30 protein-coding genes are annotated in these 24,423 nt (G+C 64.6%); 18 read left to right on the forward strand and 12 right to left on the reverse strand.

Annotated elements, in window-relative coordinates; translation table 11 throughout:
* Positions 1-83 precede the first annotated feature (83 nt).
* A complete protein-coding gene (locus tag ACM42_RS25370) occupies positions 84-632 on the forward strand; it encodes a CreA family protein (protein ID WP_028180735.1) in 549 nt (182 codons plus the stop codon).
* Between the two features lie 37 nt (positions 633-669).
* Here ACM42_RS25370 and ACM42_RS25375 read toward each other — a convergent pair whose 3' ends face one another.
* Positions 670-864 carry a hypothetical protein gene (locus tag ACM42_RS25375; protein WP_333921892.1) on the reverse strand — a complete coding sequence of 65 codons (195 nt, stop codon included), beginning with the start codon at positions 862-864 and terminating at the stop codon, positions 670-672.
* A gap of 408 nt (positions 865-1,272) precedes the next feature.
* Between ACM42_RS25375 and ACM42_RS25380 the strand changes: the two genes are divergently transcribed.
* Both ACM42_RS25380 and ACM42_RS25385 read left to right on the forward strand, forming a co-directional pair.
* The gene (locus ACM42_RS25380) at positions 1,273-1,437 is read left to right on the forward strand and encodes a hypothetical protein (protein ID WP_271530448.1); all 165 of its coding nucleotides are present in this window, start codon (positions 1,273-1,275) and stop codon (positions 1,435-1,437) included.
* A gap of 32 nt (positions 1,438-1,469) precedes the next feature.
* Entirely contained in the window at positions 1,470-1,832 is a 363-nt protein-coding gene (locus tag ACM42_RS25385) for a hypothetical protein (RefSeq protein WP_239623295.1), read from the forward strand.
* A gap of 12 nt (positions 1,833-1,844) precedes the next feature.
* Here the strand turns inward: ACM42_RS25385 and ACM42_RS25390 are convergent, their stop codons facing one another.
* Together ACM42_RS25390 and pdxR are read right to left on the reverse strand one after the other, a co-directional pair.
* Positions 1,845-2,090, reverse strand: coding sequence for a DUF6719 family protein (locus ACM42_RS25390; protein ID WP_194387655.1), 246 nt, complete (start codon positions 2,088-2,090; stop codon positions 1,845-1,847).
* A gap of 67 nt (positions 2,091-2,157) precedes the next feature.
* Positions 2,158-3,627 carry a MocR-like pyridoxine biosynthesis transcription factor PdxR gene (gene pdxR / locus ACM42_RS25395; protein ID WP_271530449.1) on the reverse strand — a complete coding sequence of 490 codons (1,470 nt, stop codon included), beginning with the start codon at positions 3,625-3,627 and terminating at the stop codon, positions 2,158-2,160.
* A gap of 75 nt (positions 3,628-3,702) precedes the next feature.
* Between pdxR and ACM42_RS25400 the strand changes: the two genes are divergently transcribed.
* From ACM42_RS25400 to kynU, 5 genes are all read left to right on the forward strand, one after another.
* Positions 3,703-4,428 carry a pyridoxamine 5'-phosphate oxidase family protein gene (locus tag ACM42_RS25400; protein WP_271530450.1) on the forward strand — a complete coding sequence of 242 codons (726 nt, stop codon included), beginning with the start codon at positions 3,703-3,705 and terminating at the stop codon, positions 4,426-4,428.
* 55 nt (positions 4,429-4,483) lie between these two features.
* Positions 4,484-5,761 carry an ArgE/DapE family deacylase gene (locus ACM42_RS25405; RefSeq protein ID WP_239623299.1) on the forward strand — a complete coding sequence of 426 codons (1,278 nt, stop codon included), beginning with the start codon at positions 4,484-4,486 and terminating at the stop codon, positions 5,759-5,761.
* Between the two features lie 276 nt (positions 5,762-6,037).
* Positions 6,038-6,847, forward strand: coding sequence for an alpha/beta hydrolase (locus tag ACM42_RS25410; RefSeq protein ID WP_271530451.1), 810 nt, complete (start codon positions 6,038-6,040; stop codon positions 6,845-6,847).
* A gap of 33 nt (positions 6,848-6,880) precedes the next feature.
* Positions 6,881-7,720 (forward strand): tryptophan 2,3-dioxygenase, encoded by an 840-nt coding sequence (gene kynA, locus ACM42_RS25415; RefSeq protein WP_271530452.1) that lies wholly within the window; start codon positions 6,881-6,883, stop codon positions 7,718-7,720.
* An 8-nt stretch (positions 7,721-7,728) separates the two neighbouring features.
* Entirely contained in the window at positions 7,729-8,931 is a 1,203-nt protein-coding gene (gene kynU, locus ACM42_RS25420) for a kynureninase (protein ID WP_271530453.1), read from the forward strand.
* A 39-nt stretch (positions 8,932-8,970) separates the two neighbouring features.
* Here the strand turns inward: kynU and ACM42_RS25425 are convergent, their stop codons facing one another.
* Positions 8,971-10,224, reverse strand: coding sequence for an acyl-CoA dehydrogenase family protein (locus ACM42_RS25425; RefSeq protein WP_271530454.1), 1,254 nt, complete (start codon positions 10,222-10,224; stop codon positions 8,971-8,973).
* Positions 10,225-10,478: 254 nt separating this feature from the next.
* Here ACM42_RS25425 and ACM42_RS25430 point away from each other — a divergent pair, with 254 nt between their 5' ends.
* Entirely contained in the window at positions 10,479-11,429 is a 951-nt protein-coding gene (locus ACM42_RS25430; protein WP_271530455.1) for a helix-turn-helix domain-containing protein, read from the forward strand.
* A gap of 17 nt (positions 11,430-11,446) precedes the next feature.
* On the opposite strand, the gene ACM42_RS25435 is transcribed toward ACM42_RS25430, so the two are convergent.
* From ACM42_RS25435 to ACM42_RS25445, 3 genes are all read right to left on the reverse strand, one after another.
* Complete coding sequence (locus ACM42_RS25435; protein ID WP_271530456.1) at positions 11,447-11,983, reverse strand: flavin reductase family protein; 537 nt, start codon at positions 11,981-11,983, stop codon at positions 11,447-11,449.
* Positions 11,980-13,398, reverse strand: coding sequence for an LLM class flavin-dependent oxidoreductase (locus ACM42_RS25440; protein WP_271530457.1), 1,419 nt, complete (start codon positions 13,396-13,398; stop codon positions 11,980-11,982). The genes ACM42_RS25435 and ACM42_RS25440 overlap by 4 nt, the downstream gene beginning before the upstream one ends.
* A gap of 298 nt (positions 13,399-13,696) precedes the next feature.
* Complete coding sequence (locus tag ACM42_RS25445; RefSeq protein ID WP_271530458.1) at positions 13,697-14,506, reverse strand: cobalamin-binding protein; 810 nt, start codon at positions 14,504-14,506, stop codon at positions 13,697-13,699.
* Positions 14,507-14,625: 119 nt separating this feature from the next.
* On the opposite strand from ACM42_RS25445, the gene ACM42_RS25450 reads away from it, so the two are divergent.
* Complete coding sequence (locus ACM42_RS25450) at positions 14,626-15,024, forward strand: PaaI family thioesterase (RefSeq protein WP_271530459.1); 399 nt, start codon at positions 14,626-14,628, stop codon at positions 15,022-15,024.
* A gap of 152 nt (positions 15,025-15,176) precedes the next feature.
* The gene (locus tag ACM42_RS25455; protein ID WP_271530460.1) at positions 15,177-15,782 is read left to right on the forward strand and encodes a GNAT family N-acetyltransferase; all 606 of its coding nucleotides are present in this window, start codon (positions 15,177-15,179) and stop codon (positions 15,780-15,782) included.
* Positions 15,783-15,863: 81 nt separating this feature from the next.
* Here the strand turns inward: ACM42_RS25455 and ACM42_RS25460 are convergent, their stop codons facing one another.
* The 4 genes from ACM42_RS25460 to ACM42_RS25475 form a co-directional block, all read right to left on the reverse strand.
* The gene (locus tag ACM42_RS25460; protein WP_028182079.1) at positions 15,864-16,169 is read right to left on the reverse strand and encodes a hypothetical protein; all 306 of its coding nucleotides are present in this window, start codon (positions 16,167-16,169) and stop codon (positions 15,864-15,866) included.
* 94 nt (positions 16,170-16,263) lie between these two features.
* A complete protein-coding gene (locus ACM42_RS25465) occupies positions 16,264-16,950 on the reverse strand; it encodes a DUF2161 domain-containing phosphodiesterase (RefSeq protein WP_271530461.1) in 687 nt (228 codons plus the stop codon).
* A gap of 96 nt (positions 16,951-17,046) precedes the next feature.
* Complete coding sequence (locus tag ACM42_RS25470) at positions 17,047-17,727, reverse strand: SDR family oxidoreductase (protein WP_271530462.1); 681 nt, start codon at positions 17,725-17,727, stop codon at positions 17,047-17,049.
* Entirely contained in the window at positions 17,727-18,491 is a 765-nt protein-coding gene (locus ACM42_RS25475; protein WP_271530463.1) for a tyrosine-protein phosphatase, read from the reverse strand. Before ACM42_RS25475 ends, ACM42_RS25470 begins: the two co-directional genes overlap by 1 nt.
* A 70-nt stretch (positions 18,492-18,561) precedes the next feature.
* Between ACM42_RS25475 and ACM42_RS25480 the strand changes: the two genes are divergently transcribed.
* The gene (locus tag ACM42_RS25480; RefSeq protein ID WP_271530464.1) at positions 18,562-18,873 is read left to right on the forward strand and encodes an MliC family protein; all 312 of its coding nucleotides are present in this window, start codon (positions 18,562-18,564) and stop codon (positions 18,871-18,873) included.
* A gap of 111 nt (positions 18,874-18,984) precedes the next feature.
* Here ACM42_RS25480 and ACM42_RS25485 read toward each other — a convergent pair whose 3' ends face one another.
* Positions 18,985-19,188, reverse strand: coding sequence for a DUF2735 domain-containing protein (locus ACM42_RS25485; protein ID WP_271530465.1), 204 nt, complete (start codon positions 19,186-19,188; stop codon positions 18,985-18,987).
* Between the two features lie 541 nt (positions 19,189-19,729).
* On the opposite strand from ACM42_RS25485, the gene ACM42_RS25490 reads away from it, so the two are divergent.
* From ACM42_RS25490 to ACM42_RS25515, 6 genes are all read left to right on the forward strand, one after another.
* Positions 19,730-20,764: a glutamine synthetase beta-grasp domain-containing protein gene (locus ACM42_RS25490; protein WP_271530466.1), complete on the forward strand. Its 1,035-nt coding sequence runs from the start codon at positions 19,730-19,732 to the stop codon at positions 20,762-20,764.
* 195 nt (positions 20,765-20,959) lie between these two features.
* Positions 20,960-21,661 (forward strand): GrlR family regulatory protein, encoded by a 702-nt coding sequence (locus ACM42_RS25495; RefSeq protein WP_271530467.1) that lies wholly within the window; start codon positions 20,960-20,962, stop codon positions 21,659-21,661.
* Positions 21,662-21,679: 18 nt separating this feature from the next.
* Positions 21,680-22,363: a substrate-binding domain-containing protein gene (locus ACM42_RS25500; RefSeq protein ID WP_271530468.1), complete on the forward strand. Its 684-nt coding sequence runs from the start codon at positions 21,680-21,682 to the stop codon at positions 22,361-22,363.
* A gap of 32 nt (positions 22,364-22,395) precedes the next feature.
* Positions 22,396-23,217 (forward strand): tetratricopeptide repeat protein, encoded by an 822-nt coding sequence (locus ACM42_RS25505; protein ID WP_271530731.1) that lies wholly within the window; start codon positions 22,396-22,398, stop codon positions 23,215-23,217.
* Positions 23,218-23,288: 71 nt separating this feature from the next.
* A complete protein-coding gene (locus ACM42_RS25510) occupies positions 23,289-23,438 on the forward strand; it encodes a hypothetical protein (RefSeq protein ID WP_007609497.1) in 150 nt (49 codons plus the stop codon).
* 254 nt (positions 23,439-23,692) lie between these two features.
* A complete protein-coding gene (locus tag ACM42_RS25515) occupies positions 23,693-24,397 on the forward strand; it encodes a hypothetical protein (RefSeq protein ID WP_271530469.1) in 705 nt (234 codons plus the stop codon).
* The last annotated feature ends 26 nt before the right edge of the window (positions 24,398-24,423 follow it).

A 24,423-nucleotide genomic window follows, 5' to 3' on the forward strand; every position in this document is an offset into this window, starting at 1 on the left:
CGGCGGCCGCGACCGGTTGCCTGTCACCTTCCTGTCGGGCTGTCGCGTTCCTACATTGCGGGGACTTGTTACCGGAGAGCTTCATGTCATCTCGTTTCCCCGGTCTTTCGGGCATCCGCTTGAAAGGCCTCGCTTTATTCCTCCTGGCTCTGACTGCGCCGATGGCGTCCGCATCTGCCGCCGACGAACCCGATCTGATCTTCCGCCGCTCGACCGTGTTCAAATGGATGAGCCCGAACGACAAGCTCGCGACTTATGGTCTCGACGATCCGGAAGTCGAGGGCGTCGCCTGTCATTTCACGGTGCCGGAGAAGGGGGGCTTCAAGGGGTGGCTGGGCCTTGCCGAGGAGGTCTCGGACATCTCGCTCGCCTGCCGCCAGGTCGCCCCGATCAGGTTCAAGCACAAGATGGAGCAGGGCGACGACATGTTCCGGCAGCGGCGCTCGCTGTTCTTCAAGAAGATGCAGATCGTGCGCGGCTGCGACGCCAAACGCAACGTGCTGGTCTACATGGTCTATTCGGACAGGCTGATCGAGGGGTCGCCGAAGAACTCGACCTCGACCGTGCCGATCATGCCGTGGGGACCGGCGGACACAAACGTCCAGAAGTGCGGCGAGTTCTTCACCCAGTGACGCCCTTGCGTTCACTCAGTGACGCGCTTGCGTTGGCTCAAAGACGATTGCCCGGTTTCGCGAGATGCGAACCGGTCAGCCGCACGAACATCTGAGGTACAGCCTCGAAGCCGCGGCTCGATTGCAGCGCCATTTCGCCAGCGTTGCCGCGAACGGGTGGTTCATCTCCGCGATCCCTCGGTGGATCCGCATCGCGCGGCGTTGCGCGATTTCCCGCCATCATGGTGGCCATCCCTCACGTGAATGCGCCCGATGAATCGGGCGTCTCGGTTTCGATGGCTTGGGTCGCGGCCGAACCGCCCCCGGTTCAATAGGACCCGGCCCTCGTTTGCCGCCCTGTTCAGCAGAAAAACGTAAAATGCGTATGAAGCGCTTGAGGCGGGAGCATGACGGCGCCGGTGCAAGGTGCGTTTCCGCGCTGGAGCCGGAACTTACCGGACCACTTTGAGCTGCAGCGAGACCTCTCTGAAATGACTGGCATTTTCCGAAAATCGTTTCGTCGTCACGGGCGGGACGAAACAATTCTCACGAAGACGAAACCATTTTCAGCTTTTCGCGCATCACGCGCGAAACCGCCCATGGTTATCAGCGTCACAACGACGACGGCGCACCGCCGGCCACCGAATTGGGATAAAAGATCATGCGCGCGCTCAGCTTCATCCTTGCTTTCGGTTTCGTGCTCGCCGGCTCCTCGTTCGCGGGGGCGCCTGACGGTAATCTCCCCGGTGTCGGCACCTTCCAGTACAGCGGCTCGCCCGTCACCATCACGCCAGCGCAGCCGATCGTGATCGCCGCGCGCCTCTGACCGCACACAAGACAACAGCCGGCAAGGCCATCATGTTGCTTCGTCTCTGCGCCGCGGCGTTCGTGTCCCTTCTGACGATCGGTTCTGTTCAGGCGCAGGTTCGCACACCCTCCCGGCTGCCCGATCCACGCAGCGAATTCGTGCGCCAGTGCGCGCCGCGCATGCTCGGGCGCTGGGAGCATCCGGAAGCGGTTTGCGGCTGCCTCCACGACCATGCCGCCGCTGCCGTTGAGGACCGCGATCTGCGCGAGGCGCTGCTGCGCGGCATCACCGAGACCGGCGTGCCGACGATCGAGACCGATTGGGTGCCGGTATCCAAGCAGGGTGAGATCGGCCCGACCTTCACCAAGATCGCCAAGCCGACCTTGCAGTGCATGTTCGATCCGGCGAAGTAGCTTCTCAGCTGATCATTTCGATTTCGGCCCGTGCCGCGGCACGCAGGAACTCGTGCGCGAGACACCCTTGTCCGTCATCTTGGCGCCGCGCACCTCCTTGACCTGACCGGCGGGGCAGGTTCCGTCATCCACGAGCACACGCTGCCCGAGCTTCAGATCGACAATGTCCTGCTCGCGTCCGACGCTGCCAGCACGCGCCGTCGAGGCAAGCGCGGTGGCGATCAGGAGCGAACAGCAGGCGGTGCGAAGAAGTGACATGACGGAAGCTCCCGGAATTGAAGCTGCAATGTAGGGGCCGGTCAGCGATTCTGATAGTGAAGCTTGGTTACGCCCGCCGGCCCGATCTGCTCTTGGCGTGCAAGGCTGAGCGCGATTCCCGCGCGAGCCGATCGGCGGACGCCACGAGTTGCGGAATTGCATGCCCCGAAAATCCCAGCACGAAGCCGGGCAGTGGACGCGCGCGCGAATAAGTGTCGGCCAATAGCCAGCCCTCGGCGCCGGCCGCTCGTTTGGCCAGCGCTGCCACCGACAGGTCGACCGAAGGATCGAACCGGGCGACAAGATGCAGTCCGTGGGATGGCACCGGCACGGATAGAGCGCCGTCGGATCTCGCCTCCAGCGTCTCGGCCAGCGCATCACGCGCCTCCCGATAGAGTTTTCGCACGCGCTTCAGGTTCGCGGCGAAGGCGCCGGAATTGAGCATGTCGGCCACCGCGCCTTCCATCAGCGTGCCGGGAAAGCGATCGAGCGCCGCGCGTGCTGCCGCCACGTCCGCGATCAGGCGTTCGGGCAGGGCGCAATAGCCGATGCGCAGGCCCGGAAACAGCGTCTTGGCAAACGTGCCCAGGTAGATCACGCGCTGGAGGCGATCGATGCCGGCGAGCGACATCAGCGGTGCGCCGTCATAGCGGAACTCGCTGTCGTAGTCGTCCTCGAGCACGAATGCGCCGGCGTGCCTTGCCCAATCCAGAAGTTCGAGCCGCCGCGGCATCGACATCTGCACGCCAAGCGGAAATTGATGCGACGGTGTGACGTAGGCTGCGCGCGCGGACGGCGCCGCGATGCGGCCGTTGGCAACACGCATCCCGTGCTCGTCGACGGGGACTGGCACCGCGCGATAGCCGCAATGCGCTATGGTTTTTCGCGCGGCGGGATAGCCGGGGTCCTCGCACCACACCTGGTCGTTGGACCTCAGGATCGCGCTCAGCACGATGCGCAGCGCGTGCAGCGTGCCCGAGGTCAGCATGATCTGATCGGGATCGCAGCGCAGGCCGCGCGCCGACAGTAGATGATCCGCAATCGCCGCGCGGAGCTCGCGGCTGCCGCGGGGATCGCCATAATGCAGGTGCTCGGCCCCGAACGCACGCATGCGGCGGCCGACGAAGGCGCGAAAACGCTGCACCGCGCGCTCGTCGATATGGGTGCAGCCGAGCGCGAACGCGCCTTGCCCGGGCGTTTCGACAACCACCTTCGGCTTGTTCCGCTCGGCGACCCGCGCAGGGATTCGTGCGGCGACGAACGTTCCGGAGCCAACGGTTGCGTCGGCAAAGCCGTCGGCGATCAGGCGCTCATAGGCGGTGACGACGGCGTTGCGCCGGAAGCCGGTCTGCTTGGCCAGCGTGCGCGATGGCGGCAGCAGCTCGCCGGGCTTGACGAGGCCGGAGACGATCGTCTCGCATAGCGCCTGATAGAGCCGGTGCGCGGCAGAGGCGCCGGCCGTGATGTGCGGCCCCGTGAGGTCGAGGGGCAGCTCGGTCTTGCCGGGCGCGGAGGAATTGGTCGGAATTTTTCGCATGGAATTGGAACTATCGCAGACCAAAAGCCCCGCTACAACTGCGCTGGAATTCTTCCAATCCGAGCGGGAGCGGCCGTGAGCCAGACTGAGACCTCAAATTCCTATCCGACGTCGGTGCGCAACCAGGTGAAGCGCCGGCACGACCGAGGCTTCTACGATTACGCCACGGTCCACCGCATCCTGGATGCCTCGATGCTGTGCCACGTCTCCTATGTGGTCGACGGCCAGCCCTATTGCACGCCGACTTTCTTCTGGCGCGAGGGCACCAGGCTCTACTGGCACGGCTCGAGCGCCAGCCGCATGCTGCGCAACCAGAGCAGGGGCGAGCGCGTCTGCCTGACGGTCGCCCATCTCGACAGCCTCGTGCTGGCGCGCTGCGGCTTCAACCATTCCGCCGACTACCGCGCGGTCATGGCCTTCGGCACGGCCTATCTCGTCACCGACCCCGAGGAGAAGGAGCGGGCCGTGATCGCCATGGTCGATCGCTTCTTCCCGGATCGCACCGCCGGCCTGCGGCAGAGCACCGCGCAGGAGATCAAGGCAACCTCCTTCATCGCGATGGAGATCGAGGAAGCCTCGGCCAAGATCCGGGCCAAGGGTGTCGCTGACGACGACGAGGACTATGCGTTGCCGATCTACGCGGAGCGCATTCCGGTCCGCACCGTGCTCGGCGCCCCGGAGCCGTGCCCGCGCCTGCTCGACGGGGTGAGCCGGCCCGCGACGCTGAATGGCTATTCCGAAGGCCGGCTGCTCGAAGATGCATTGCGGGATGCATATTTTGTGGAGTACCCGAACGGCTGAAATCGGCTAGTTTGCGCACTCCTTGAGAACCATTGAGATGCCTGGAGTTGCCCTGATGAATGCCGAAACGCAGCAGAGGATTCTTGACGCCGTCGACAGCGGCTTCGAAGCTCAGCTTGCAACCACCCGCGATTTCGTTGCGATCCCTTCGACCCGCGGGGCGGAGGGGCCGTGCCAGGACATGATCGGCGATCTCCTGCGGCAACGCGGCTACGAGGTCGACGATTGGCACATCAATGTCGACGATTTGAAGGATCTGCGCGGCTTCGGTCCGATCGAGCACGATTTTTCGAAGGCACGTTCCGTGGTGGGCACTTACCGTCCGCAGACCAATGGCGGTAAGTCGCTGATCCTGCAGGGGCACTGCGACGTGGTGCCGGCCGGCCCGCTGGAATTGTGGGATACGCCGCCATTCTCGCCGGTCATCAAGGACGGCAAGATGTTCGGCCGCGGCGCCTGCGACATGAAGTCGGGCACGATCGGTGCGCTCTATGCGCTGGACGCGATCAAGGCCGCCGGCTTCAGGCCGACGGCGCGGATCCACTTCCAGTCCGTGATCGAGGAAGAGAGCACCGGCGTCGGCGCACTTTCCACGCTGCAGCGCGGCTATCGCGCGGACGCCTGCTTCATTCCGGAGCCGACCGGCGGCAAGATGGTGCGCTCGCAGGTCGGCGTGATCTGGTTTCGCCTGCGCGTGAAGGGGCATCCGACCCACGTTGCCTTCGCAGGTTCGGGCGCGAACGCGATCATGGCGGCGTATCACCTGATCCAGGCACTGCAAAAACTCGAGATCGAATGGAACGAGCGCGCCAAGGCCGATCGTCACTTCAAGACGCTCAACCATCCCATCAACTTCAACCCGGGCATCATCAAGGGCGGCGACTGGGCCTCGAGCGTGCCGGCCTGGTGCGACGTCGACTGCCGGATTGCGGTGTTGCCGGGCTGGTCGATCGCCGATCACCAGAAGGAGATCATGGCTTGCGTTGCTGCTGCAGCGCGAAACCACCGCTTCCTGGCCAACAATCCGCCGGAGATCGAATGGTCGGGCTTCCTGTCGGAAGGCTATGAACTGACCGACGCCGCCGCGCCGGAAGCTGCGTTCGGCAAGGCCTTCAACGCCGTCTATGGCGGCGCGGTCGAGGACCTCGTCTTCACCGCGCTCACCGACACGCGCTTCTACGGTCTCAATCACGGCATTCCGAGCCTGTGTTTCGGGGCCAGCGGAGGCGAGATGCATGGCTTCAACGAGTTCGTCGACCTGGAGTCGCTGAAGAAGACGACCAAGGCGATGGCGCTGTTTATCGCCGAATGGTGCGGAGTGGAGAAGGCCTAGCGCGGTCGAGCGTCGCTCTCTCAACCGTCGCTGCGAGGCGCAAAGCGACCAAGCAATCCAGGCTGCCACGGCGGCAGGATCCTGGATTGCCTTGCTGCGCTCGCAAATGAGGGAAGCGGCCCATCAGATCCCCATTCAGGCGGAATATCTTGTCCGCTGCCCGAAACTCGGGCGTGCCCGAATCCTTTAAGCTTAAAATAAAGACTAGGAGGGCGACCTTGCCGGTGGCAGACTGACGTTCGGCTCGCTGGCCTTAAGTCCGCCGAGGAAAGCACGATGCGCGATTGGGATGACGCTTATGCCAATTCGGCCCATATCCCGGGCTCGGACAAGATGCCGGCGCTGTGGGCGGAGCGGGCGGCGACCTACCGCGCCGGGCTGAAGGAATTTCGCCCGGACATCGCCTATGGCGCCGGCGAGCGCCAGAAGCTCGACCTGGTCCTGCCCGACGGCGACAGCAAGGGCCTCGTCGTGTTCGTCCATGGCGGCTACTGGATGCGCTTCGACAAATCGACCTGGACCGATCTCGCCGAAGGCGCGCGCCATCATGGCTGGACGGTGGCGCTGCCGAGCTACACGCTGGCGCCGGCCGCGCGCATCTCCGACATCACAGCCGAGATCGCCGCCGCGATCGCCAAGGCGGCCTCGCTCGTCGCAGGTCCGATCCGGCTCGCCGGCCATTCCGCCGGCGGCCATCTCGTTACCCGCATGCTGTGCGACGACAGCCGCCTCGAGTCCGCCGTCTACAACCGCATCGCCGGCACGCTCACGATCAGTGGCCTGCACGATCTGCGTCCGTTGCTGAAGACCAAGATGAACGAGACGCTGCGCATGACGATGGAGGAGGCGACGCTGGAAAGCGCGGCGCTGCATCTGCCGCGCGGGCATTCGCCTGTGACCGCCTGGGTCGGCGGCAGCGAGCGGCCCGAATTCATCCGCCAGTCCGATCTGATGGCCAATGTCTGGACCGGCTTCGACGTGCCGACCCGCCTCGTCGTCGAGCCCGGCCTCAACCATTTTACCGTGATCGACGGGCTGAAGGATCCGTCCTCGCCGATCACCGCCCGCCTGGTCGGCCTCGACTGACGAAGCATGGAAGATCGATCGAAAGGGCCTGCCATGACGTCCAGCGACTACGATCCCACGAGCGAAGGCGCCGAGACCGATTTCACCCGGCGGATGTCGTATGGCGACTACCTTGCGCTGGATGCGATCCTGGGAGCGCAGCATCCGCTGTCGGAGGCGCATGACGAGATGCTGTTCATCATCCAGCATCAGACCACGGAGCTATGGATGCGGCTGGCCATCCACGAGCTCAGCGCCGCACGTCGGGCCATCGCGAAGGACGAGGTGCAGCCCGCCATGAAGATGCTGGCGCGGATGTCGCGCATCTTCGAGCAGCTCAACGGCGCCTGGGACGTGCTGCGTACGATGACGCCCAGCGAATATACCCGCTTCCGCTCGCAACTCGGGCAATCCTCGGGCTTCCAGTCGCGGCAATACCGGCTGATCGAATTTCTGCTCGGCAACCGCAACCACGCCATGCTGAAGCCGCACGCGCACGATGCGGAGACGACGAAGCTGCTCGAAGCCGAACTTGCGACGCCAAGCCTCTATGACGAGGTGTTGCGCCTCGCCGACCGCAACGGGCTCACGATGCCTGCGGCGGTGCTGGCGCGCGATGTCCGCGAGACCCACAGCCTCAACGAAGGCGTGCTGCAGGCCTGGCGTATCGTCTACGAGGCGCCGGAGACGCACTGGATGCTCTACGAACTGGCCGAGAAGCTGGTCGACTTCGAGGACTATTTCCGCCGCTGGCGCTTCAACCACGTGACGACGGTCGAGCGCGTCATCGGATTCAAGCGCGGCACCGGGGGCACTGGCGGCGTCAGCTATCTCAAGCGCATGCTGGAGGTCGAGCTGTTTCCCGAGCTCTGGCGCGTGCGCACGATTCTGTAGGGATGTCCATGACTCGGCTTCGCGTCTATGACGACACCAGGGCGTTGTTCCATTTGCCCGACGGCGTGATCTATCTCGACGGCAACTCGCTGGGTGCGCTGCCGCTGGGCGTTGCCGAGCGCGTCAATCGCGTCATCACGACCGAATGGGGCAACGAGCTGATCCGCGCCTGGAACACCGCCGGCTGGTACGCCCAACCGCGTCATGTCGGCGATCGCATCGCGCGGCTGATCGGCGCGGAAGCGGGCTCCGTGATGGTCGGCGACACGCTGTCGCTCAAGGTCTACCAGGCACTCGCCGCCGCGCTCGACATGAACGCCTCGCGCAAGGTGACCCTGTCGGATACCGGCAATTTCCCGACAGACCTCTACATGGCCGAGGGCCTGATCGAAACGCTTGGGCGCGGCCATCAATTGCGCCTGGTGGCGCCGGAGGAGATCGAGATCGCGTTGTCGGAGGAGGTCGCGGTGCTCTACGTCACCGAGGTCGACTACCGCACCGGCCGCCGCCACGACATGGCGAAGCTGACCGCGAAGGCGCACGCTCTCGGCATCGTCACGGTCTGGGATCTCGCGCATTCGGCCGGTGCGCTGCCGGTCGATCTCGCGGGCTGCGGCGCCGATTTCGCCGCGGGGTGCACTTACAAATATCTCAATGCCGGTCCCGGCGCGCCGGCCTTCCTCTACGTCGCACCGCGCCATGCCGACAGCGCTCGCGCCGCGCTGTCTGGGTGGATGGGCCATGCGAAGCCGTTTGCGTTCGAGCTTGCCTATGCCGCCGCCGGCGGCGTCGAACGCATGCGCGTGGGCACGCCGCCGGTGCTGGCCATGGCGGCGCTGGAGGCCTCACTCGACATCTGGGACCGCGTCGACCTCGCCGAGGTTCGCGCCCGCTCCCTGGCGCTCGGCGATCTCCTGATTGCCGAGGTCGAGCGCCGCTGCCCGTCTTTGAACCTGGTCACCCCGCGCGCTCATGAGCGCCGCGGCTCGCAGGTCTCCTTCGCATTCGAGGGCGGCTACGCCGCCATGCAGGCCCTGATCGCGCGCGGCGTCATCGGCGATTTCCGCGCGCCCGACATCATGCGGTTCGGCCTCACGCCGCTGTATATCGGCGAGAGCGAGATAGTGAGGGCGGCCGAGATCATTGAGGATGTGATCGCAGGCGAGGTGTGGCGCCGGCCGGAGTATCAGGTCGTGAACGCCGTGACGTGAGCAGGGAGGACCGGCGCCGCGGGCGGATCCTCCCCGCATTCATGCGCCGAACGTGCCGTAAGGCGCGAAATGCGCGTCGTAGGACGGGCCCTTGATGATGCTGTGGAGCTGCCGACGGCGAGCCCCCATGTTGCCGCCGTCATAGAGCGGGAAGCACATCGCATCGTTCATGAGTTCTGCCAGCGGGTGCATGTCGGTGTAGCTGTCGACCCCGACCACGCGCATGCAGTCGTAGACGACGTCCACGCAGGTCTCCGAGCAGAACACTTTCGTCATCACGGCGAGCTCGTGCTCCTTTCCGCCCGACAGATCGTATTGCTGGCAGGACTTCCAGGTCAGGTAGCGGCAGGCCTCGATCTTCATTTTGATGTCGGCCAGCATGTAGCCAACGGTCGGATAGTCGATGATGGGGTGCGGCCCGGAGCGGGCATCATTCCTGGCAAAGGCGAGGGCATGATCGAAGGCAGCGCGCATGACGCCGACGCAGGCGGCGCCGATCAGCGCGGCGGTCCAGGCGAAGTTGGTGGAGACGATCTTGATCCCGTCGCCGGGCTTGCCGATGATGTTGTCGGCGGGGACGCGGACGTTCTCGAACTTCATTCGCGGCGAGATCGTCGCCCGGTGTCCCGCCGTATCCAGAATTCCCGTCACCTGCACGCTGGGCAGGTTGCCTGGCACCATGATGACGGCTAGCGACTCCTGCGCGCCCTTGGTGGGATCGGTTCGGCACACTACTGCATACAGATGGCAGTTCTTGCCGTCCCAGCCGGTCCCATTCGTCGTGTAGTGCTTCTCGCCGTTGATCACCCATTCGTCGCCCTCGCGCCTGGCGAAAGTTTTCACGCCGTAGCGCGGATCGACGGCATCGAAGTTCGCGCCGCCCGTCACCTCGGTGAAGGCGAGCGCGCCGAGCCGGGTTCCATCCTCGATGAAGTCAGGCAGGAAGCGCTTCTTCTGCGCCTCCGTCCCGAAGAACACGATGGGTTTGACGCAGAGACCGGTCCCGAGCAGCGTGCTGGGCACGTTGACATCGACCGCGGCCAGCTCTTCGGCGGCGATGGCGAAGTCGAGTGCGGGAACGTCGGTGCCGCCAACCTCCTTGGGAAACAGTCCCTTGACGAAGCCGGCTTCGACCGCCTTCTTGTGAAACGGCCGCGTTGCATAGAAGCGCTCGTCCGGCTTGCTATACTGGCGGATCGTCGCGCGGACGTCCTTCAGCACCGTGTTGGCGAAGCTGCGCGCGCCTTCGCGAAGCGCGGCTTGCTCCGGGCTGAGCGTGAAATCAATAGGCATGGCTTCCTCCTCAAGACCTCGAGACATATCGACGCGCCGTCCCGTGGCGCGCCCTGATTGACGGGAAGAAGCCTATGTGCGTGCGCAGTAACGGTCTTGCCCGACAGCGCCCGGGCTTTGTGCTGACAGTGAACGAACTGTATTGGGCAGTCGTTCTGTCTCATCCGTTGCCGAATGTTTGTGCTGCGTGCTGGTGCTGTTCTGGCATGGAAAGTGCTTTTTCAGATACAGTGTCACTGTGTCGAGGATTTGCCATGGAGACCTGGACCACGAACGATCTGCCCGAGCGCGATCAGTTCAGCTATTGGAGAGAGGTCCTCTGCGAGGCCTATATCGCGCTCAATCCGGTGCGCGAGCCCGCGGTGGGCGGCTTTGCCGGGCATGTCACGGCCCATCCGCTTTCGACGATCAACGTCACCACCATCTCCTCCGGCCGTCAGAAGATCTATCGCGGGCGCTCCGAGATCAGCCGCATGCCGACGGAAGTCTATTTCCTCAATCTCCAGCTCCGAGGGCAATGCTGCATGCAGCAGGGCGGCCGTGCCGCGCTGCTCAATCCCGGCGAGTTCTCGATCGTGGACTCGACAGAGCCTTATCTAAACGACTACTGCAGTGACGATTGGGAGCAGTACTCGTTCCGGATTCCGCGGCATCTGCTGCGTCCGCTGCTGCGCAATCCCGACAGGGCGACGGCCACGATCGTCGCCGACAATGGCGGGATTGGTACTGTCGCCATCGATCTGCTCAAGTCGATCGTGCGCAATGTGGAGGGGCTGTCGCCGACCGGCGCAACACTGAGCAGCAGCATGGTCGAGCTCGTGGCCATATCGCTCGGTGCAACGCAGGCGACCCAGGAGATGGCGCGGGGCTCCGCGCGGCGGGCGCTATGTGCCTCCCTGGTCACTCACATCGAGACGAACGTCGCCGATCCCGAGCTGGCGCCGGCCAAGGTCGCCGACCATTTCGGCATCTCCGTGCGCTATCTGCACAAGGTCCTGGAGGAGGGCGGTCGCTCGTTCGGCCGCCTCGTCCTGGAGCAGCGCCTCGAGCGTTGCGCCAGGGATTTCGCGAAGCAGAAGGCGGATAGCGAGACGGTGACCGAGATCGCCTTGCGCTGGGGCTTCAACGACCTCTCGCATTTCAGCAGGACATTTCGCCAGCGGTTCGGAAAGACGCCGCGGGAATATCGCAGTGAGCGAGCGTGAACCGCCCCGGCGTCCTGTCAGGCAGCCCGCTCCAGCCGCCTGAATGCGCTGTCCATGTAGAGCAGGGGATCGACGTCCTGCTCGGCGATTCCGACCTGCAAGACCTCGCCCAGGAAGATGGTGTGGGTCTCGTAGGCCAGCCGCTGCACCACCTTGCAATCGAACGCGGCGAGCGCCGAAGCCAGCACGGGCGCGCCCGTGATCTGCGTCTGCCAATCGCCGGACGTGAACCGCTCTGCGCGGCGCGCTGATTTTGAAAAGACGTCGACAAGGTCGAGGTCGGCGGCGGCCAGCAAGTTGACGGCATAGACCTCGGACCGATCGATGACCTCATGCGCCGAGGCGTTCCTGTTGATGCAGACCAGCAGGGTCGGTGGCGCCGTGCTGACCGAGCTGATCGCGGTTGCAACCAGCCCGGCCCGGTGTCCGGCGGCGGCGCTCGTGATGAGTGCGACGCCGGAGGCGAATCTTCGCATACCCGACTTGAAGGCGTCGGCCCTCGACATCGCGTCGAAGGCAGGCTCGGAACGGTCCATGACAGTTTCGTTCATCATGCGCGTTCCGTCTGCCACTTGACGCCGGTGCTGCCTGCACTCTTCTCGCCGCCGCCCTTGAACGCCCCGCGATAGCGCGCGGCGGGGTGGCGGTCGTTCAGCCGGCCGCCGCTGCCGGGGAACATCTTCTCGCGCAATGTGCCCGGTGCGTATTCGCGCTGGGCAAGGCCGCGCTTCTGAAGCACCGGGATGACGTGTTCGATGAAGTCGCGATAGGAGCCCGGAAAATACTGGCAGATCATGTTGATGCCGTCGACGCCCGCATCCTGCCAGGCTTCGAGCTGGTCGGCGATGCTCTCGGGCGTGCCGACGATGCGGCTGTTGTAGGACAGCGCGTAGGCGAGGTCCTGGACGCGCGCCTTCTTGCCGGGGTTGCTGGCCTCGAACATGCTGATGAATCCGCGCAGGCCCTCGATGTTGGCCTGATCGATCGGCATGTCGCGGTCGAGCATGCCGAGGTCGATGCCCATGTCCCGGCTGATATGTGCGGCGAGCCCGTCATAGCTCACGCCCTTGTCGATCTCATCGGACTTGCGCCAGGCCTCTTCCTCGGTGCTACCCACGACGAAGGAGAAGCCCTGGATGAATTTCAGGTCCTCCGGGCGCCGCCCGTTCGCTTCCGCGACGGCGCGGGTCGCCGCGATGCCCTTGCGCGCGCCTTCGATGGTTGGATAGAGCACGAAGGTGCCTTCCGCATTGCGGGCAGCGAAGGACTGGCCCACCGGCGAGGCGCCGGCCTGGTACAGCACCGGCGTTCGCTGCGGTGAGGGGGAGCAGAGATGCGGCCCCAGCACCCTGTAGCGCTCGCCAGAATGATAGATGCGATGGATCTTGCTGGCATCGGCATAGACGCCGTTCTCCCTGTCGCCGAGCACCGCGCCTTCGTCCCACGAGCCTTCCCAGAGCTTGTAGACGACTTCCATGTACTCGTCGGCGCGGCGGTAGCGCTCGTCATGCGGGATGATCTCGTCGAAGCCGAAGTTCTGTGCGGCGTTGTGGCTGACGCTGGTGACGATGTTCCAGCCGATGCGCCCGTTGCTGAGATGATCCAGCGTCGACAGTCGGCGCGCAAAGCTGAACGGGTGCTCCGACATGATGGAGCTGGTGAAGGTAAGACCGAGATTTTCGGTGACGCCGATCAGTACCGCGGAGAGCGCAGCAGAATCGTTGCAGGGGATCTGCAAGCCTTCCCTGATGTAGGTGTCCCACGATCCCTTGTAGGCCGGATCGATGCCGACGACGTCAGCGAGGAACAGCGCATCGAAGCAGCCTTGCTCCAGGAGCTTGGTGAGCTCGATCCAGGTGCCGAGCTTGTCGAAATGCATCTGTGTGCTGTCGGGGTGGCGCCAGAGTCCGTGATAGATGTGGGAGACGACGTTCATTGAGAAGCAGTTGAGGATCAGACGATTGCGCATGGAAAGCCTCTGGGGTGCGAAGGGTTCGTCGGATCAGACGCTAGCGGAGGGCCGACGGAGCGTCTTGCTTATGTGCGCCCGGCGTTTGTGCTGGGAAGGAATAGCGGGGCAGCCGAGCATGAGGCGTTCGAGAAGAATTCTATGTGCTCGCGATGTCGAGCTTGAAGCAGCAGAACGCTTTAAACCTCTGACCGTCATCCTGAAGCGCGAGCGAGCCTCGAAGGCGACGGCGCGGCTGCATCGGGGCCGCATCCTTCGAGGCTCCCAGCACGGTGCTTCGCACCGCGCAGTTCACACCTCAGGATGACGGGGTAGACAGGCTCGAGTGCGTCCCCCACAACGCCGTCACGATTGCCTCGAGGCCGTCCGTCAGTGCCGCTGGTCCCGGCTGCAATATGATCGGCGACTTGATCTCGACGATGCGGCCGTTGCGCACGGCGGGGATGTCGCTCCAGCCATCGCGCGCACGGATACGGGCAGGGGCGACCTTCTTGCCGCACCAAGAGGCGAGGATGACGTCAGGTGCGGCCTCGCGCACCGCCTCCGTCGAAACGATGCGATCCTTTGCCGCCTGCCGATGCCGCAGTTCCGGGAAGACATCCGCGCCCCCAGCGATCTCGATCAACTCGGACACCCAGCCGATGCCAGAGATCAACGGATCGTCCCATTCCTCGAAATAGACCCTTGGTCGAGGCGAGGGGCGGGGCGTAGCTGCGATCGCCGCGACGCGCCGCCCCAAGCCTTGCGCGAGCTCTTCCGCGCGCCCGGCGGCGCCAACCAGTGCACCCAGCGTGCGGATCATCGCCAAGATTCCGGCGACGTCGCGCTGGTTGAAGACGTGCACATCGATGCCGGCGCGGACGAGGTCGGCGACGATCCCAGCCTGGAGATCGGAGAAGGCCAGTACGAGGTCCGGTTCCAATGCCAGAATCTTCGGGATGTCCGCCGACACGAAGGCCGACACCCGAGGCTTCTCGCGCCGCACCTGCGGTGGGCGGACGGCGTAGCCGGAGACGCCGACGATGCGATTCTGCTCGCCGAGCAGATAGAGCGTTTCGACCGTCTCTTCGGTCAGGCAGACGATGCGGCGGGGCGGGAAGTGGCGCATGGGAGGAGCATATGCGCAAATGCGGGCGTCGATGTCAGCATGGCCATTACCTCGGACGTCATTGCTTTGCCGCGCGAAGCAATTCACCCTGAAAGCACAACGAATTGGGAGGAGATGTGATGACGCCGCTCGAGAAACTTAAAGCGATGAAGATGCCGTTCGCCGAGCTCAAGGGCGTCGAGTTTGTCGAGGCCGAGAAGGACCGCGTGGTGGCGCGGATGACGGTCCGGCCCGATCTCTGCACGCTTCACCACACCATCCATGGCGGGGCGGTGATGGCGCTCGCCGATTCCGTCGGCGCGGCGGCGACCGTCATCAACCTGCCCGAAGACGCCAAGGGCACGACCACGCTGGAGAGCAAGACCAATTTCATCGGTGGGGCCAAGGAGGGAACCATGGTCATCGCCACCGCCACTCCGGTTCATCGTGGCCGGCGGACCCAGATCTGGACTACCCGGTTGGAAACCGAGGAGGGCAAGCTGGTCGCTGTGGTGACCCAGACGCAGCTGGTCCTGTAAGACTACGGGAGTTTGATTTCATTAACGAATTAGTCGCTCCCGCTGCCTCTAACTTGGGCAGGTGTCCGTCTTGAAAATTATGGTGCGATGCACAATATTGGGGGCCTAGGGATTCGAACGCCTCCTCGAGGGACACCAAGAGGAGTTCTGACGTGGTACTTGAAGAGACTGTCCGCACCGCTCCCGGCTATGTACGGACCTTGATCCAGCAGGAAGAACTGCCGCTCCTGCGCGATCATCTGCTGAGGCTCGATGCCGGCAGCCGACACGACCGTTTCAACGGCTTTCTCGACGACAGCTTCATCGAGCGTTACGCCGCCCGCTGCGCCGAGGACGGCACCGTGATCGTTGCCTATATCGTCGACGGCGTGGTCCGCGGCGCGGCCGAACTGCATCCGCCGGAAGATGATTGCTTGCCCGAAGTCGCCTTCAGCGTGGAAGCGTCTGCGCGCCGCCAGGGTGTCGGCACAGTGCTGTTCCGCCGCCTGATCGCGGAGGCGCGCTGGAAAGGCTACAAGCAGCTGCGCATCACCACGGGTGCCGAGAATCACGCGATGCGGGCGCTCGCCAGGAAGTTCGGGGCGCATCTGGCTTTCCGCCAGGGCGAATCGACCGGTACGATCGACCTCGCCAAGACGCCTGAGGCTGAGCTCGCCGATCTCGCGGCCTCGCCATTTACGGCCGGGCGCGCGCTTCTCAGCTTCAACAGCACTTGCTGGAAGCTTATCTCGAGCATGTACGGCAATCGCGCCGCATAGCCTGGAAGGTAACGGACAGGAATCAAAAAGCGGACCGGCACGGCCGGTCCGCTTTCGTATTCTGGGCGGTGAAATGAACGCTCAGGTGCCGGTGCGCTTGTCGTTGCCGAAACGGCGGACGACGCGGCGCTCGACCACCACGGAGCGCTGCGCGCCCTGTTCGCCGGCGATGACGCGCGTGGCAGTGATGCGGCTGTTGGTGCGGGCCTGCTTCTTTACCTCGGCCTGAACGACGTCGAGCGGCATTCCCATCAAGGCTGCGGCGATCTCGGCCTGCTGCGCCTGATCGTCGGTGATGCCGACGGCGGCGAAGATCGCCTCGTCCAGCGTGGGCGGATCGTGGCGCACGCGCCGCGTGCCATATTTGGTGTTCCAGTCTGCGCTCATAACGGCCTCGTTTGATGCCGGGATACCTAGTGCCCTGAATGTTGCATTGCAATATGAAATCGCTGTGGCAGCTCAGCTATGCACCGTTCGGGTGTCATGGCGGTGACGCAGCACCTGCGCCGACCTCCACCCGTTGCTGAGGCCAGCGCTTCAGAGCTGCGTCTCCGGCGTCGGTGAGCCGGTAAATCCCCCGCTCAGTGCGTTCGAACCAGCCATACACATTGTTAAGCAAGATCTTGCCGGCATCGGGACAGCGTTCGCGCACCTCGCGCACGCGCTTCGGGCCCTCGGCAAGCGCCGAGGCGCAGGCCAGTGCCTGCTGCCGATAGGCCGTCATGATCGGTGCACGGGTGCTGCCGCCGAGCACGGGATCGCCCTGGCGCCGCTGATGCTCGGCGACGAGGCGCGAGCGCACCTTCGGCTCCCGGCGTGGTGCCGCACTCGGCGGCTTCACCAGCACTTCGACCTGGCCGCGATCGGTCACCCCGAGCATGCCGAAGCCGAGACGGCGGCAGAGATTGCGATAACGCGCATCGCTCTCGCGTCCCTTGCCGCGCGTCGACATCTTCGCCGCGATCCAGACCTCGTCGCCGGCCGGCGCACGGTCGACCGCCTGCAGGATCAGCTCGAGATTGAAGACAAGCTTGAGCTCGCCGATGACCACGACCGGCGGATCGCTGGCGCTGAGACCGACGAGATCACAACCGCCGATCTCGCCCTTGACCGTGAAGCCGAGCTCTTCGAGGAAGCGTTTGACGGGCAGGTAAAGCGCGGTTTCCAAGGGAGTTCCGATCGCAGAATCAGTTGCGGCTAGTCTAGTGCCTTCTCGTCTCCGATTGAATCGAGCCGGTGTTCGGACGATCCGATCAAGACGCGATCACACCCGTCCACCTACCGGAATCAGCGCACCGGTGACGCCGCTCGCGGCGTCGCTGGCGAGGAACAGGATGACCTCGGCGAGCTCATGCGGCGTCACCCATCTCGAGAAATCGGCCTTGGGCATGTCGGCGCGATTGGCCGCGGTGTCGATGATCGAGGGCAGTACGGCATTCACGGTGACCTTGCCTTTCCATTCGTTGGCGAGCGCCTCGGTGAGGCGATGCACGCCGGCTTTCGAGGCCGCATAGGGCCCCATGCCGTTGCCCGCCTGGAGCGCGCCCATCGCGCCGATATTGACGATGCGGCCGGACTTGGACGCGGCGAGGTGCGGCAGCGCCGCGCGCGAGGCGTTGAGCGCGGTGAGCACGTTGAGCGCATGCATGCGCTGCCACGTCTTGATGTCGCCGTCGCCGACGGTCTCGAAGGCGAAGCCGCCGGCAATGTTGATCAGCGCATCGAGGCGGCCGAAATGCTTTGCCGCCGTCTCAACGGCCGTCGTCGCCTGCGCCGGGTCGGACAGGTCGACGCCGCCGATCTCGATGCGGTCGGCGCTTGCGGGGGTTTGCGATGGCGCGTGATCGATGCCGGCCACGCGCGCGCCGCGTGCCTGCGCCGTCTCGGCGACCACCTTGCCGAGCGCACCGAGTGCGCCCGTCACGATCAGGACCTTGTCTTGCATCATCGTTCTCCCGGCACGGGGGCCGATTGTAGATAGCGCTCCTTCAGCGCGGTCCGCTCTGCTGTGCCGAGCTTGAGCCCGTCGCGCAAATAGGTTTCGAGATCGCCATATTCGCTGCCGACCGCTTCGAAAGCTGCTGCCAGGTACGAGGTTTCGACGCTGCCGATCGCGTCGAGAACATCGGCCGGAAGGTCGGAGGCGTTTGAGGCGTCGCGCCTGTAGTGCCGGTTGGTCAAGAGGTAGTCCTCGGCAATGACGTCGTCGGGCACGCCCAGCGCATGCAGGATCAGCGCGCTGGCAAAGCCGGTGCGGTCCTTGCCGGCGGTGCAGTGGATCACGAGCGGCGCGCGGTCTTCCAGCAAATGGCCGAACAGCGCACGAAAGCAGTGCGTGTTGTGGCGAACATAGTTCCGGTAGGACTCGCGCATGAGCTCGAGCGCCACCGGCGCGGTGAGCATGCCCCGGGCGAGTTCGCCGCGCAGCGCGGCGACGACGGTCGGCTCGATCGGCAGCGAATGCACCGTGATCTCGTTCACGACGCAGATGCCGGCTGCGCGCTCCTCCAGGCCGCGGAAATCGAATGCGCTTCTGACGCCGAGCGCGCGTACGATCTCGACGTCGGCTGCGGTGAGCTGGCCGAGATGATTGGAGCGGAAGATGTGTCGCCAGCGCGTGATGCGGCCATCGGTGGTCGGATAGCCGCCGAGATCGCGAAAATTGCTGGCGCCTTGCAGGGCGAGATGGCGGGCAGGGGAGTCTGACATGAGATCAGCTTGGGTTATGTTCCATTGGACGCACGGCGGGCGTTCTCGAGCGCTACTAGAGGGGGCGATCATGGGCTGCCACAAGGCCATTCTTTTGGCGGTCACCATGCTGGCGGGCGGAATTTGCCACGCGCGGCTGGCTGATGCGCAGACGTTCCGGACCTATCGCTGTGCCGATGGTACACAGTTCATCGTTGGCTTTTATGATGGCGACAAGCGCGCCTTTTTGCAGATCGACGGCGAGCCCGTCACGCTCGCCAAGCGGCTGGCGGTCTCTGGCGCGCGCTATTCGGGGGCCGGTATCACGCTGACCATCGCGAAGGCAGGGACCACCACGGTCAAGCATCTGAAGCGGCCGGTCACGGCCTGCGCGGTGATCTGAACGGCGTGGTTCAGGCAGGAATCAAAAAGGGCCGAAACACCGTTGTTTCGACCCTTTCGAACTGCCGCCAGGCGCCTGAGAGAGCAGGCGGTTTCAAACCAACCACAGGCATCAGCGATCCCATTTCGGCTTGGCTTCGTCGACCGCATCCTGGTGATACCAGCTGTCGCTGCAGATCGAGACGTTCGAGGGCAGCGAGGCGTGATCGGCGGGAAAGCGGGTCTCGCCATAGCGGCGTCCCCCGAGGGCCGCACGGCCGCCGACGGGGAATTGGTAGATCTGCGCAGATCCGTGACTCAGACCATTGTTCATCATTACGATTTCTCCTTGGTCGAAGCGCCTTTGGCCTCCATGGTGCGCCCGACTCGTTCGATTGTGGTTACCGGAATCCCCATATCGGCCGCCCTTCCCGGATTGGAAAGTGCTGAAAAGGAAATCAGTTTCCGCCCATTTTGTGGGCAGGCAGCGTTCTGCATCCCCTAAGGCACTGTGTCGGTGACTAACGCCTAGGCCATTCCAAAGGTTGCTAGGCAGGGGTGTGCAGCTTTGCGAAAGTTGCCGGACGTTGATGCGCGTTTCATCGGCACCCTCCGGCAGCGACCCGGCTGCTCCAGAATCAGGCGTTTTTCGCGGGATTTTTGCGGTGCAGCTACACGCAAAGGTGCGCGGCTATGACGCACGCGGCTGCCGGGGATGCGCCGGCAGGCAGGAGCGGCCGGTCAACGTGGAAAACCGCCTGAACTGCGGCTTTTTGGCACGTAAAATGCTTGGGAAGGGCCGGCCGATGATGGCCGGGTACAAAACGTGCGGGGGCCTCCAGGCCCCCAACCTTTCGCATCATCTACAGAGAGGCTCAATGACCAAGTACAAGCTCGAGTACATCTGGCTCGACGGATATACGCCGACTCCGAATTTGCGCGGCAAAACTCAGATCAAGGAATTCGCGTCGTTCCCGACGCTCGAGCAGCTTCCGCTCTGGGGCTTCGATGGCTCCTCCACCATGCAGGCCGAAGGCCACAGCTCCGATTGCGTGCTGAAGCCGGTCGCGGTGTTCCCGGACGGCGCGCGCACCAACGGCGTGCTGGTGATGTGCGAAGTCATGATGCCCGACGGCAAGACCCCGCATCCGTCCAACAAGCGCGCCACCATCCTGGACGACGCCGGCGCCTGGTTCGGCTTCGAGCAGGAATACTTCTTCTACAAGGACGGCCGTCCGCTCGGCTTCCCGGAATACGGCTATCCGGCGCCGCAGGGCCCGTACTACACCGGTGTCGGTTACAAGTTCGTCGGCGACGTCGCCCGCAAGATCGTCGAAGAGCATCTCGACCTCTGCCTCGCTGCCGGCATCAACCATGAAGGCATCAACGCGGAAGTCGCAAAGGGCCAGTGGGAATTCCAGATCTTCGGCAAGGGCTCCAAGAAGGCCGCTGACGAAATGTGGATGGCCCGTTACCTGATGCTGCGCCTGACCGAGAAGTACGGCATCGACATCGAATTCCACTGCAAGCCGCTCGGCGATACCGACTGGAACGGCTCGGGCATGCATGCGAACTTCTCGACCGAGTACATGCGGACGGTCGGAGGCAAGGAGTATTTCGAGGCGCTGATGGCCGCCTTCGACAAGAACCTGATGGACCACATCGCCGTCTACGGCCCGGACAACGACAAGCGTCTGACCGGCAAGCACGAGACTGCGCCGTGGAACAAGTTCAGCTACGGCGTTGCCGACCGCGGCGCGTCGATCCGCGTTCCGCACTCCTTCGTCAACAACGGCTACAAGGGCTATCTGGAAGACCGCCGTCCGAACTCGCAAGGCGACCCCTACCAGATCGCTTCGCAGATCCTGAAGACGATCGCGTCCGTGCCGACCGACAAGAAGGCCGCGGCCTAAGATCCTCCCGGCCCGGGCTGGGGGGCTGGCCCGGGTTGGTCTCAATCCGCCGGAGCTGCAAGGCTCCGGCGGATTTTTGCATTTGAATGACGGCCGTTTCCCTGCCTGCCGACTGCGGCTCCGCGAAACTTGTCCATTGCCGCCGAAAGCGGGATAGAGTGCTCCAGGACGCGCGCAGGGCCGGGGACACGGCTGGTGTTTGAAGGCTTCTACAAGGTGAGATTTCAGCTCGGCGATGCCGTCGGCCGGAGCGTGATGCATGCCGGCAACGGCAAGATGCTCGGCGGCAATTCGGCCTTCGCGCATATCGGCACCTACGTGAAGACCAGCGAGGGTGTGGACGTCGTGATCAGCACCGTCCGCCATAACCCGGATCCGAGCTACCGCGCCATGGCGGGCACGGACGATGCGACCTTGATCGCGAAGGGCTGGGCGGACGGCGATCTCTATCGCTTCAAGGGCGAGCTGAAGGAGCTGCCCGGCGTGCCGTTCCAGTCGGTGATGACGCCGATCACGGAGGACGAAGTGCCGATCGCCGGCGGCGTCGGCGATGCCGGCATCGCCGACGGTCTCTACTCGATCCATCTGCGGATGCTTGACGGTCTCGACGGAGGCCTCACCGGCGTGATGCTGCTCAACCAGGGCCGCATCCTCGGCGGCGACGCATCGTTCCACTATCTCGGCAGCTACACCGCCGCGAAGGGCCGCTGGAAGGGCCAGATTCTCAACCAGGAGCACACGCCGGCCAAGGACGATCCGATCTTCGGCGGCCATGAGGTCGGCATCGGCTTCTCCGGCATCTACGATGCGGAGCAGGCGGTGCTCGAGGCGACAGCGCTTGCCGGCAAGCGCAGCCTGCGCCTGACCGCCGCGCTCAAGCTGATGCATCGCGCCTGATCGCGCCAGGAACCGCTCATGGAAAACGTTCGTCTGCTCTCGACGCTCGGCCTCATGGGTGCAATGCGCAGCCTGTCCTCGGCCTTCGAGACTGCAACCGGCATCCATGTCGATGCCGATTTCGCGCCGACCCTGGCGCTGCTCAAGCGGTTGCGCGAGGGCGCGGCCGCAGACCTCGTCATCCTCACCCGCGAGGGGCTCGACGAGATGATCGGCGAGGGGCGCGTGATTGCCGGCAGTGCGGCCGATCTGGCGCGGTCCTTCGTCGGCATCGCCGTGCGGGCCGGGCAGGCGCACCCCGATATCGGCAGCGAAGCGGCGCTGCGCACAACCCTGCTCGCAGCGCGGTCCGTCGCCTATTCGCGGCTGGGTGCGAGCGGCGTGTACTTCGCCGAGCTGATCGTGCGGATGGGGATCGCGGCCGAGATCAACGCCAGGGCCACCATCGTCGAGCAGGGATTTACGGCGGAGCGGCTCGTGACCGGCGAGGCCGACCTCGCCGTGCAGCAGATCAGCGAGCTGAAGCAGGTTGGCGGCATCGAGGTCGTCGGCCCGATCCCGCACGATTTGCAGACGCCGGCCGTGTTCTCCGCCGGCCGCATGACGAACGCGAAACATGACGACGCCGCCGACCGGCTGCTGCGCTATCTGGCATCGCCTGATGTCGTGCCCGTGCTGCGCCAATCAGGACTCGAGCCTTGAATTTGCCGGGACGGGGACGCAACGTGATGACCATGCGGACTTACCTCCTTGCCATGCTGTTCGCGCTCGCCGTGCCTCTGACGGCGCAGGCGCAATCGGCCGATCTCGTTCTGTGCGACCGGGTCGCCGCCGATCCCAGCGATCCCGACAAGCCGGCCGACGTGAAGGGCGTGGCGGAGATTGCGGTCTCCGACATTGCAACCGCGGTCAGGTTCTGCAAGCAGGCCGCGCCATCCTCGCGGCGCGCGATGTTCGCGCTCGGCCGCGCCTATGCGGCCAACAGGCAGACCGCGGAGGCGATCGCGGCCTGGCGCAAGGCCGCCGACAAGGGATCGAGCGCGGCCATGGTCGAGCTCGGTATTGCCTACGCCACCGGCTCGGGCGTCGCCAAGGACGAGGCGCTAGCGCGAAAGCTGTTGGAGAAGGCGTCGCAGGCGGGCAACCCCCGTGGCGTCAGCAATCTCGCCGCGCTCGGCGGCGCAGGTGGCGCCGCGCCGGCCGATCCCGCGCAGGCGCGCGCGCTGCTCGGCAAGGCTGCCGAGACCAACGCGGAAGCGCAGTACCAGCTCGGCCTGATGCTCTCCGAAGGCACTGGCGGTGCAAAGGACGACGTCGCGGCGCGTGCGTTGTTCGAGAAGGCAGCGGCACAAAACCATCCCGGCGCATTGGAGCGGATGGGCGCCTTCGCGCAGGAAGGCCGCGGCGGGCCCAAGGACAAGGACGCCGCGAAGGCCTATTACGAGCGCGCCGCGGCGCTCGGCGACGAGGACGCCAAGAAGGCGCTGGAGCGCATTCGCTGTCCCTATGCGATCAAGGACAAGCAGGGCAAGCTCGTCACCACGTTGTGCTTCTGAGCAGAGCCAGGACCTGACGGAACCTGGCTCGCGCGTACGTCGTTGACGTCCGGACAAAACGGAGCGCGATCATGATCCGCAAACTGGCATCGGGCGAATACCGCCTCTATTCCCGCAAGGTGAATCCGAAGACCGGCAAGCGTCGCAACCTCGGTACGTTCAAGAGCCGTGCAGCCGCCGAGAAGCACGAGCGCGAGGTGCAGTACTTCAAGCGCCATTGACGTGTGGAGGGCCTTTTCCGCGCGCCGGACGCAAAAAGTCCCAAAACAACCCCATGCACAGTAGCCAAGTCATTGAAATCACACGGCTGCTGATTTTTCGAAATCGATTTGACCCGTCAGGCAAAACAGGGGCATAGTGGCATGGTGGCGGGCGGGCGTCCGGTGACCGGTCCTGCGCGGAAAAGCCGGTGGCTTCAGTGCGGCGACGATGCTAGGTAGCCCGCAATTCCTTTCCGATATTGTGGGTTCAGGCGTTGCTGGACGGGCTCTATAAGGTTGAATACGGCGTGAACGATGCGTTCGGCTGCAGCATCATGTGCCTGCATGACGGCAAGATGCTGGGCGGCAATTCGGGCTTTGCGCATCTTGGCACCTACGACGAGCGCGATGGCGAGATCATCGCCGAGGTCATCACCGAGCGGCATAACCACGATCCAAACTACAAGCCGCTGCTCGGAGCCGATGTCGCCTCGATCGGGGCGCGCGGCCGGCTCTACGGCAACCAGATCCGTCTCGAGGGCGGCGCGAATACCATGCCGGGCGCCAGATTCTGGGCCAATCTCACGCGGCTCGACGATGGGGCGCTGCCGTCGCGCGGCACGATGGGGCAGGGCGGCATCGCCAACGGGCTCTATGGGATGAGCCTGCGCGCGCTCGATGGGATCGACGCCGGACTGTCCGGCGTGATGCTCCTGATCGATGGCCGCATCCTTGGCGGCGATGCGTTCTTCTACTATCTCGGCTCTTATTCCTCGGCGGACGGCCGCTGGAAGGGCGAGATGCTGAACCAGGAGCACACGCCGGCGAAAGGGGAGAACCCCGTGTTCGGCGGCTACGAGGTCGGTATCGGCTTCTCCGGGACCTGCACGGAAGACAGCGGCGAGCTCGAAGGCATCGCGCTCGCCGGCAAGCGCAGCCTGCGCCTCGCAGCCTCGCTCAAGCTGATGCGAAGAGCTTAGGACTGTTTGCCGGAATCAAGCATCCC

The organism is Bradyrhizobium sp. CCBAU 25338 (assembly GCF_028128965.1).
In the GTDB taxonomy this organism is placed as follows: Bacteria; Pseudomonadota; Alphaproteobacteria; order Rhizobiales; family Xanthobacteraceae; genus Bradyrhizobium; species Bradyrhizobium liaoningense.

Excerpts from the sequence above, each read along its gene's own strand:
- ACM42_RS25370 (WP_028180735.1), top strand. The coding sequence starts at position 84 with ATGTCATCTCGTTTCCCCGGTCTTTCGGGCATCCGCTTGAAAGGCCTC.
- ACM42_RS25375 (WP_333921892.1), bottom strand. The coding sequence starts at position 864 with ATGGCCACCATGATGGCGGGAAATCGCGCAACGCCGCGCGATGCGGAT.
- ACM42_RS25380 (WP_271530448.1), top strand. The coding sequence starts at position 1,273 with ATGCGCGCGCTCAGCTTCATCCTTGCTTTCGGTTTCGTGCTCGCCGGC.
- ACM42_RS25385 (WP_239623295.1), top strand. The coding sequence starts at position 1,470 with ATGTTGCTTCGTCTCTGCGCCGCGGCGTTCGTGTCCCTTCTGACGATC.
- ACM42_RS25390 (WP_194387655.1), bottom strand. The coding sequence starts at position 2,090 with ATGTCACTTCTTCGCACCGCCTGCTGTTCGCTCCTGATCGCCACCGCG.
- pdxR (WP_271530449.1), bottom strand. The coding sequence starts at position 3,627 with ATGCGAAAAATTCCGACCAATTCCTCCGCGCCCGGCAAGACCGAGCTG.
- ACM42_RS25405 (WP_239623299.1), top strand. The coding sequence starts at position 4,484 with ATGAATGCCGAAACGCAGCAGAGGATTCTTGACGCCGTCGACAGCGGC.
- ACM42_RS25410 (WP_271530451.1), top strand. The coding sequence starts at position 6,038 with ATGCGCGATTGGGATGACGCTTATGCCAATTCGGCCCATATCCCGGGC.
- kynA (WP_271530452.1), top strand. The coding sequence starts at position 6,881 with ATGACGTCCAGCGACTACGATCCCACGAGCGAAGGCGCCGAGACCGAT.
- kynU (WP_271530453.1), top strand. The coding sequence starts at position 7,729 with ATGACTCGGCTTCGCGTCTATGACGACACCAGGGCGTTGTTCCATTTG.
- ACM42_RS25425 (WP_271530454.1), bottom strand. The coding sequence starts at position 10,224 with ATGCCTATTGATTTCACGCTCAGCCCGGAGCAAGCCGCGCTTCGCGAA.
- ACM42_RS25430 (WP_271530455.1), top strand. The coding sequence starts at position 10,479 with ATGGAGACCTGGACCACGAACGATCTGCCCGAGCGCGATCAGTTCAGC.
- ACM42_RS25435 (WP_271530456.1), bottom strand. The coding sequence starts at position 11,983 with ATGATGAACGAAACTGTCATGGACCGTTCCGAGCCTGCCTTCGACGCG.
- ACM42_RS25440 (WP_271530457.1), bottom strand. The coding sequence starts at position 13,398 with ATGCGCAATCGTCTGATCCTCAACTGCTTCTCAATGAACGTCGTCTCC.
- ACM42_RS25445 (WP_271530458.1), bottom strand. The coding sequence starts at position 14,506 with ATGCGCCACTTCCCGCCCCGCCGCATCGTCTGCCTGACCGAAGAGACG.
- ACM42_RS25450 (WP_271530459.1), top strand. The coding sequence starts at position 14,626 with ATGACGCCGCTCGAGAAACTTAAAGCGATGAAGATGCCGTTCGCCGAG.
- ACM42_RS25460 (WP_028182079.1), bottom strand. The coding sequence starts at position 16,169 with ATGAGCGCAGACTGGAACACCAAATATGGCACGCGGCGCGTGCGCCAC.
- ACM42_RS25470 (WP_271530462.1), bottom strand. The coding sequence starts at position 17,727 with ATGCAAGACAAGGTCCTGATCGTGACGGGCGCACTCGGTGCGCTCGGC.
- ACM42_RS25475 (WP_271530463.1), bottom strand. The coding sequence starts at position 18,491 with ATGTCAGACTCCCCTGCCCGCCATCTCGCCCTGCAAGGCGCCAGCAAT.
- ACM42_RS25480 (WP_271530464.1), top strand. The coding sequence starts at position 18,562 with ATGGGCTGCCACAAGGCCATTCTTTTGGCGGTCACCATGCTGGCGGGC.
- ACM42_RS25485 (WP_271530465.1), bottom strand. The coding sequence starts at position 19,188 with ATGATGAACAATGGTCTGAGTCACGGATCTGCGCAGATCTACCAATTC.
- ACM42_RS25490 (WP_271530466.1), top strand. The coding sequence starts at position 19,730 with ATGACCAAGTACAAGCTCGAGTACATCTGGCTCGACGGATATACGCCG.
- ACM42_RS25500 (WP_271530468.1), top strand. The coding sequence starts at position 21,680 with ATGGAAAACGTTCGTCTGCTCTCGACGCTCGGCCTCATGGGTGCAATG.
- ACM42_RS25505 (WP_271530731.1), top strand. The coding sequence starts at position 22,396 with ATGCGGACTTACCTCCTTGCCATGCTGTTCGCGCTCGCCGTGCCTCTG.
- ACM42_RS25510 (WP_007609497.1), top strand. The coding sequence starts at position 23,289 with ATGATCCGCAAACTGGCATCGGGCGAATACCGCCTCTATTCCCGCAAG.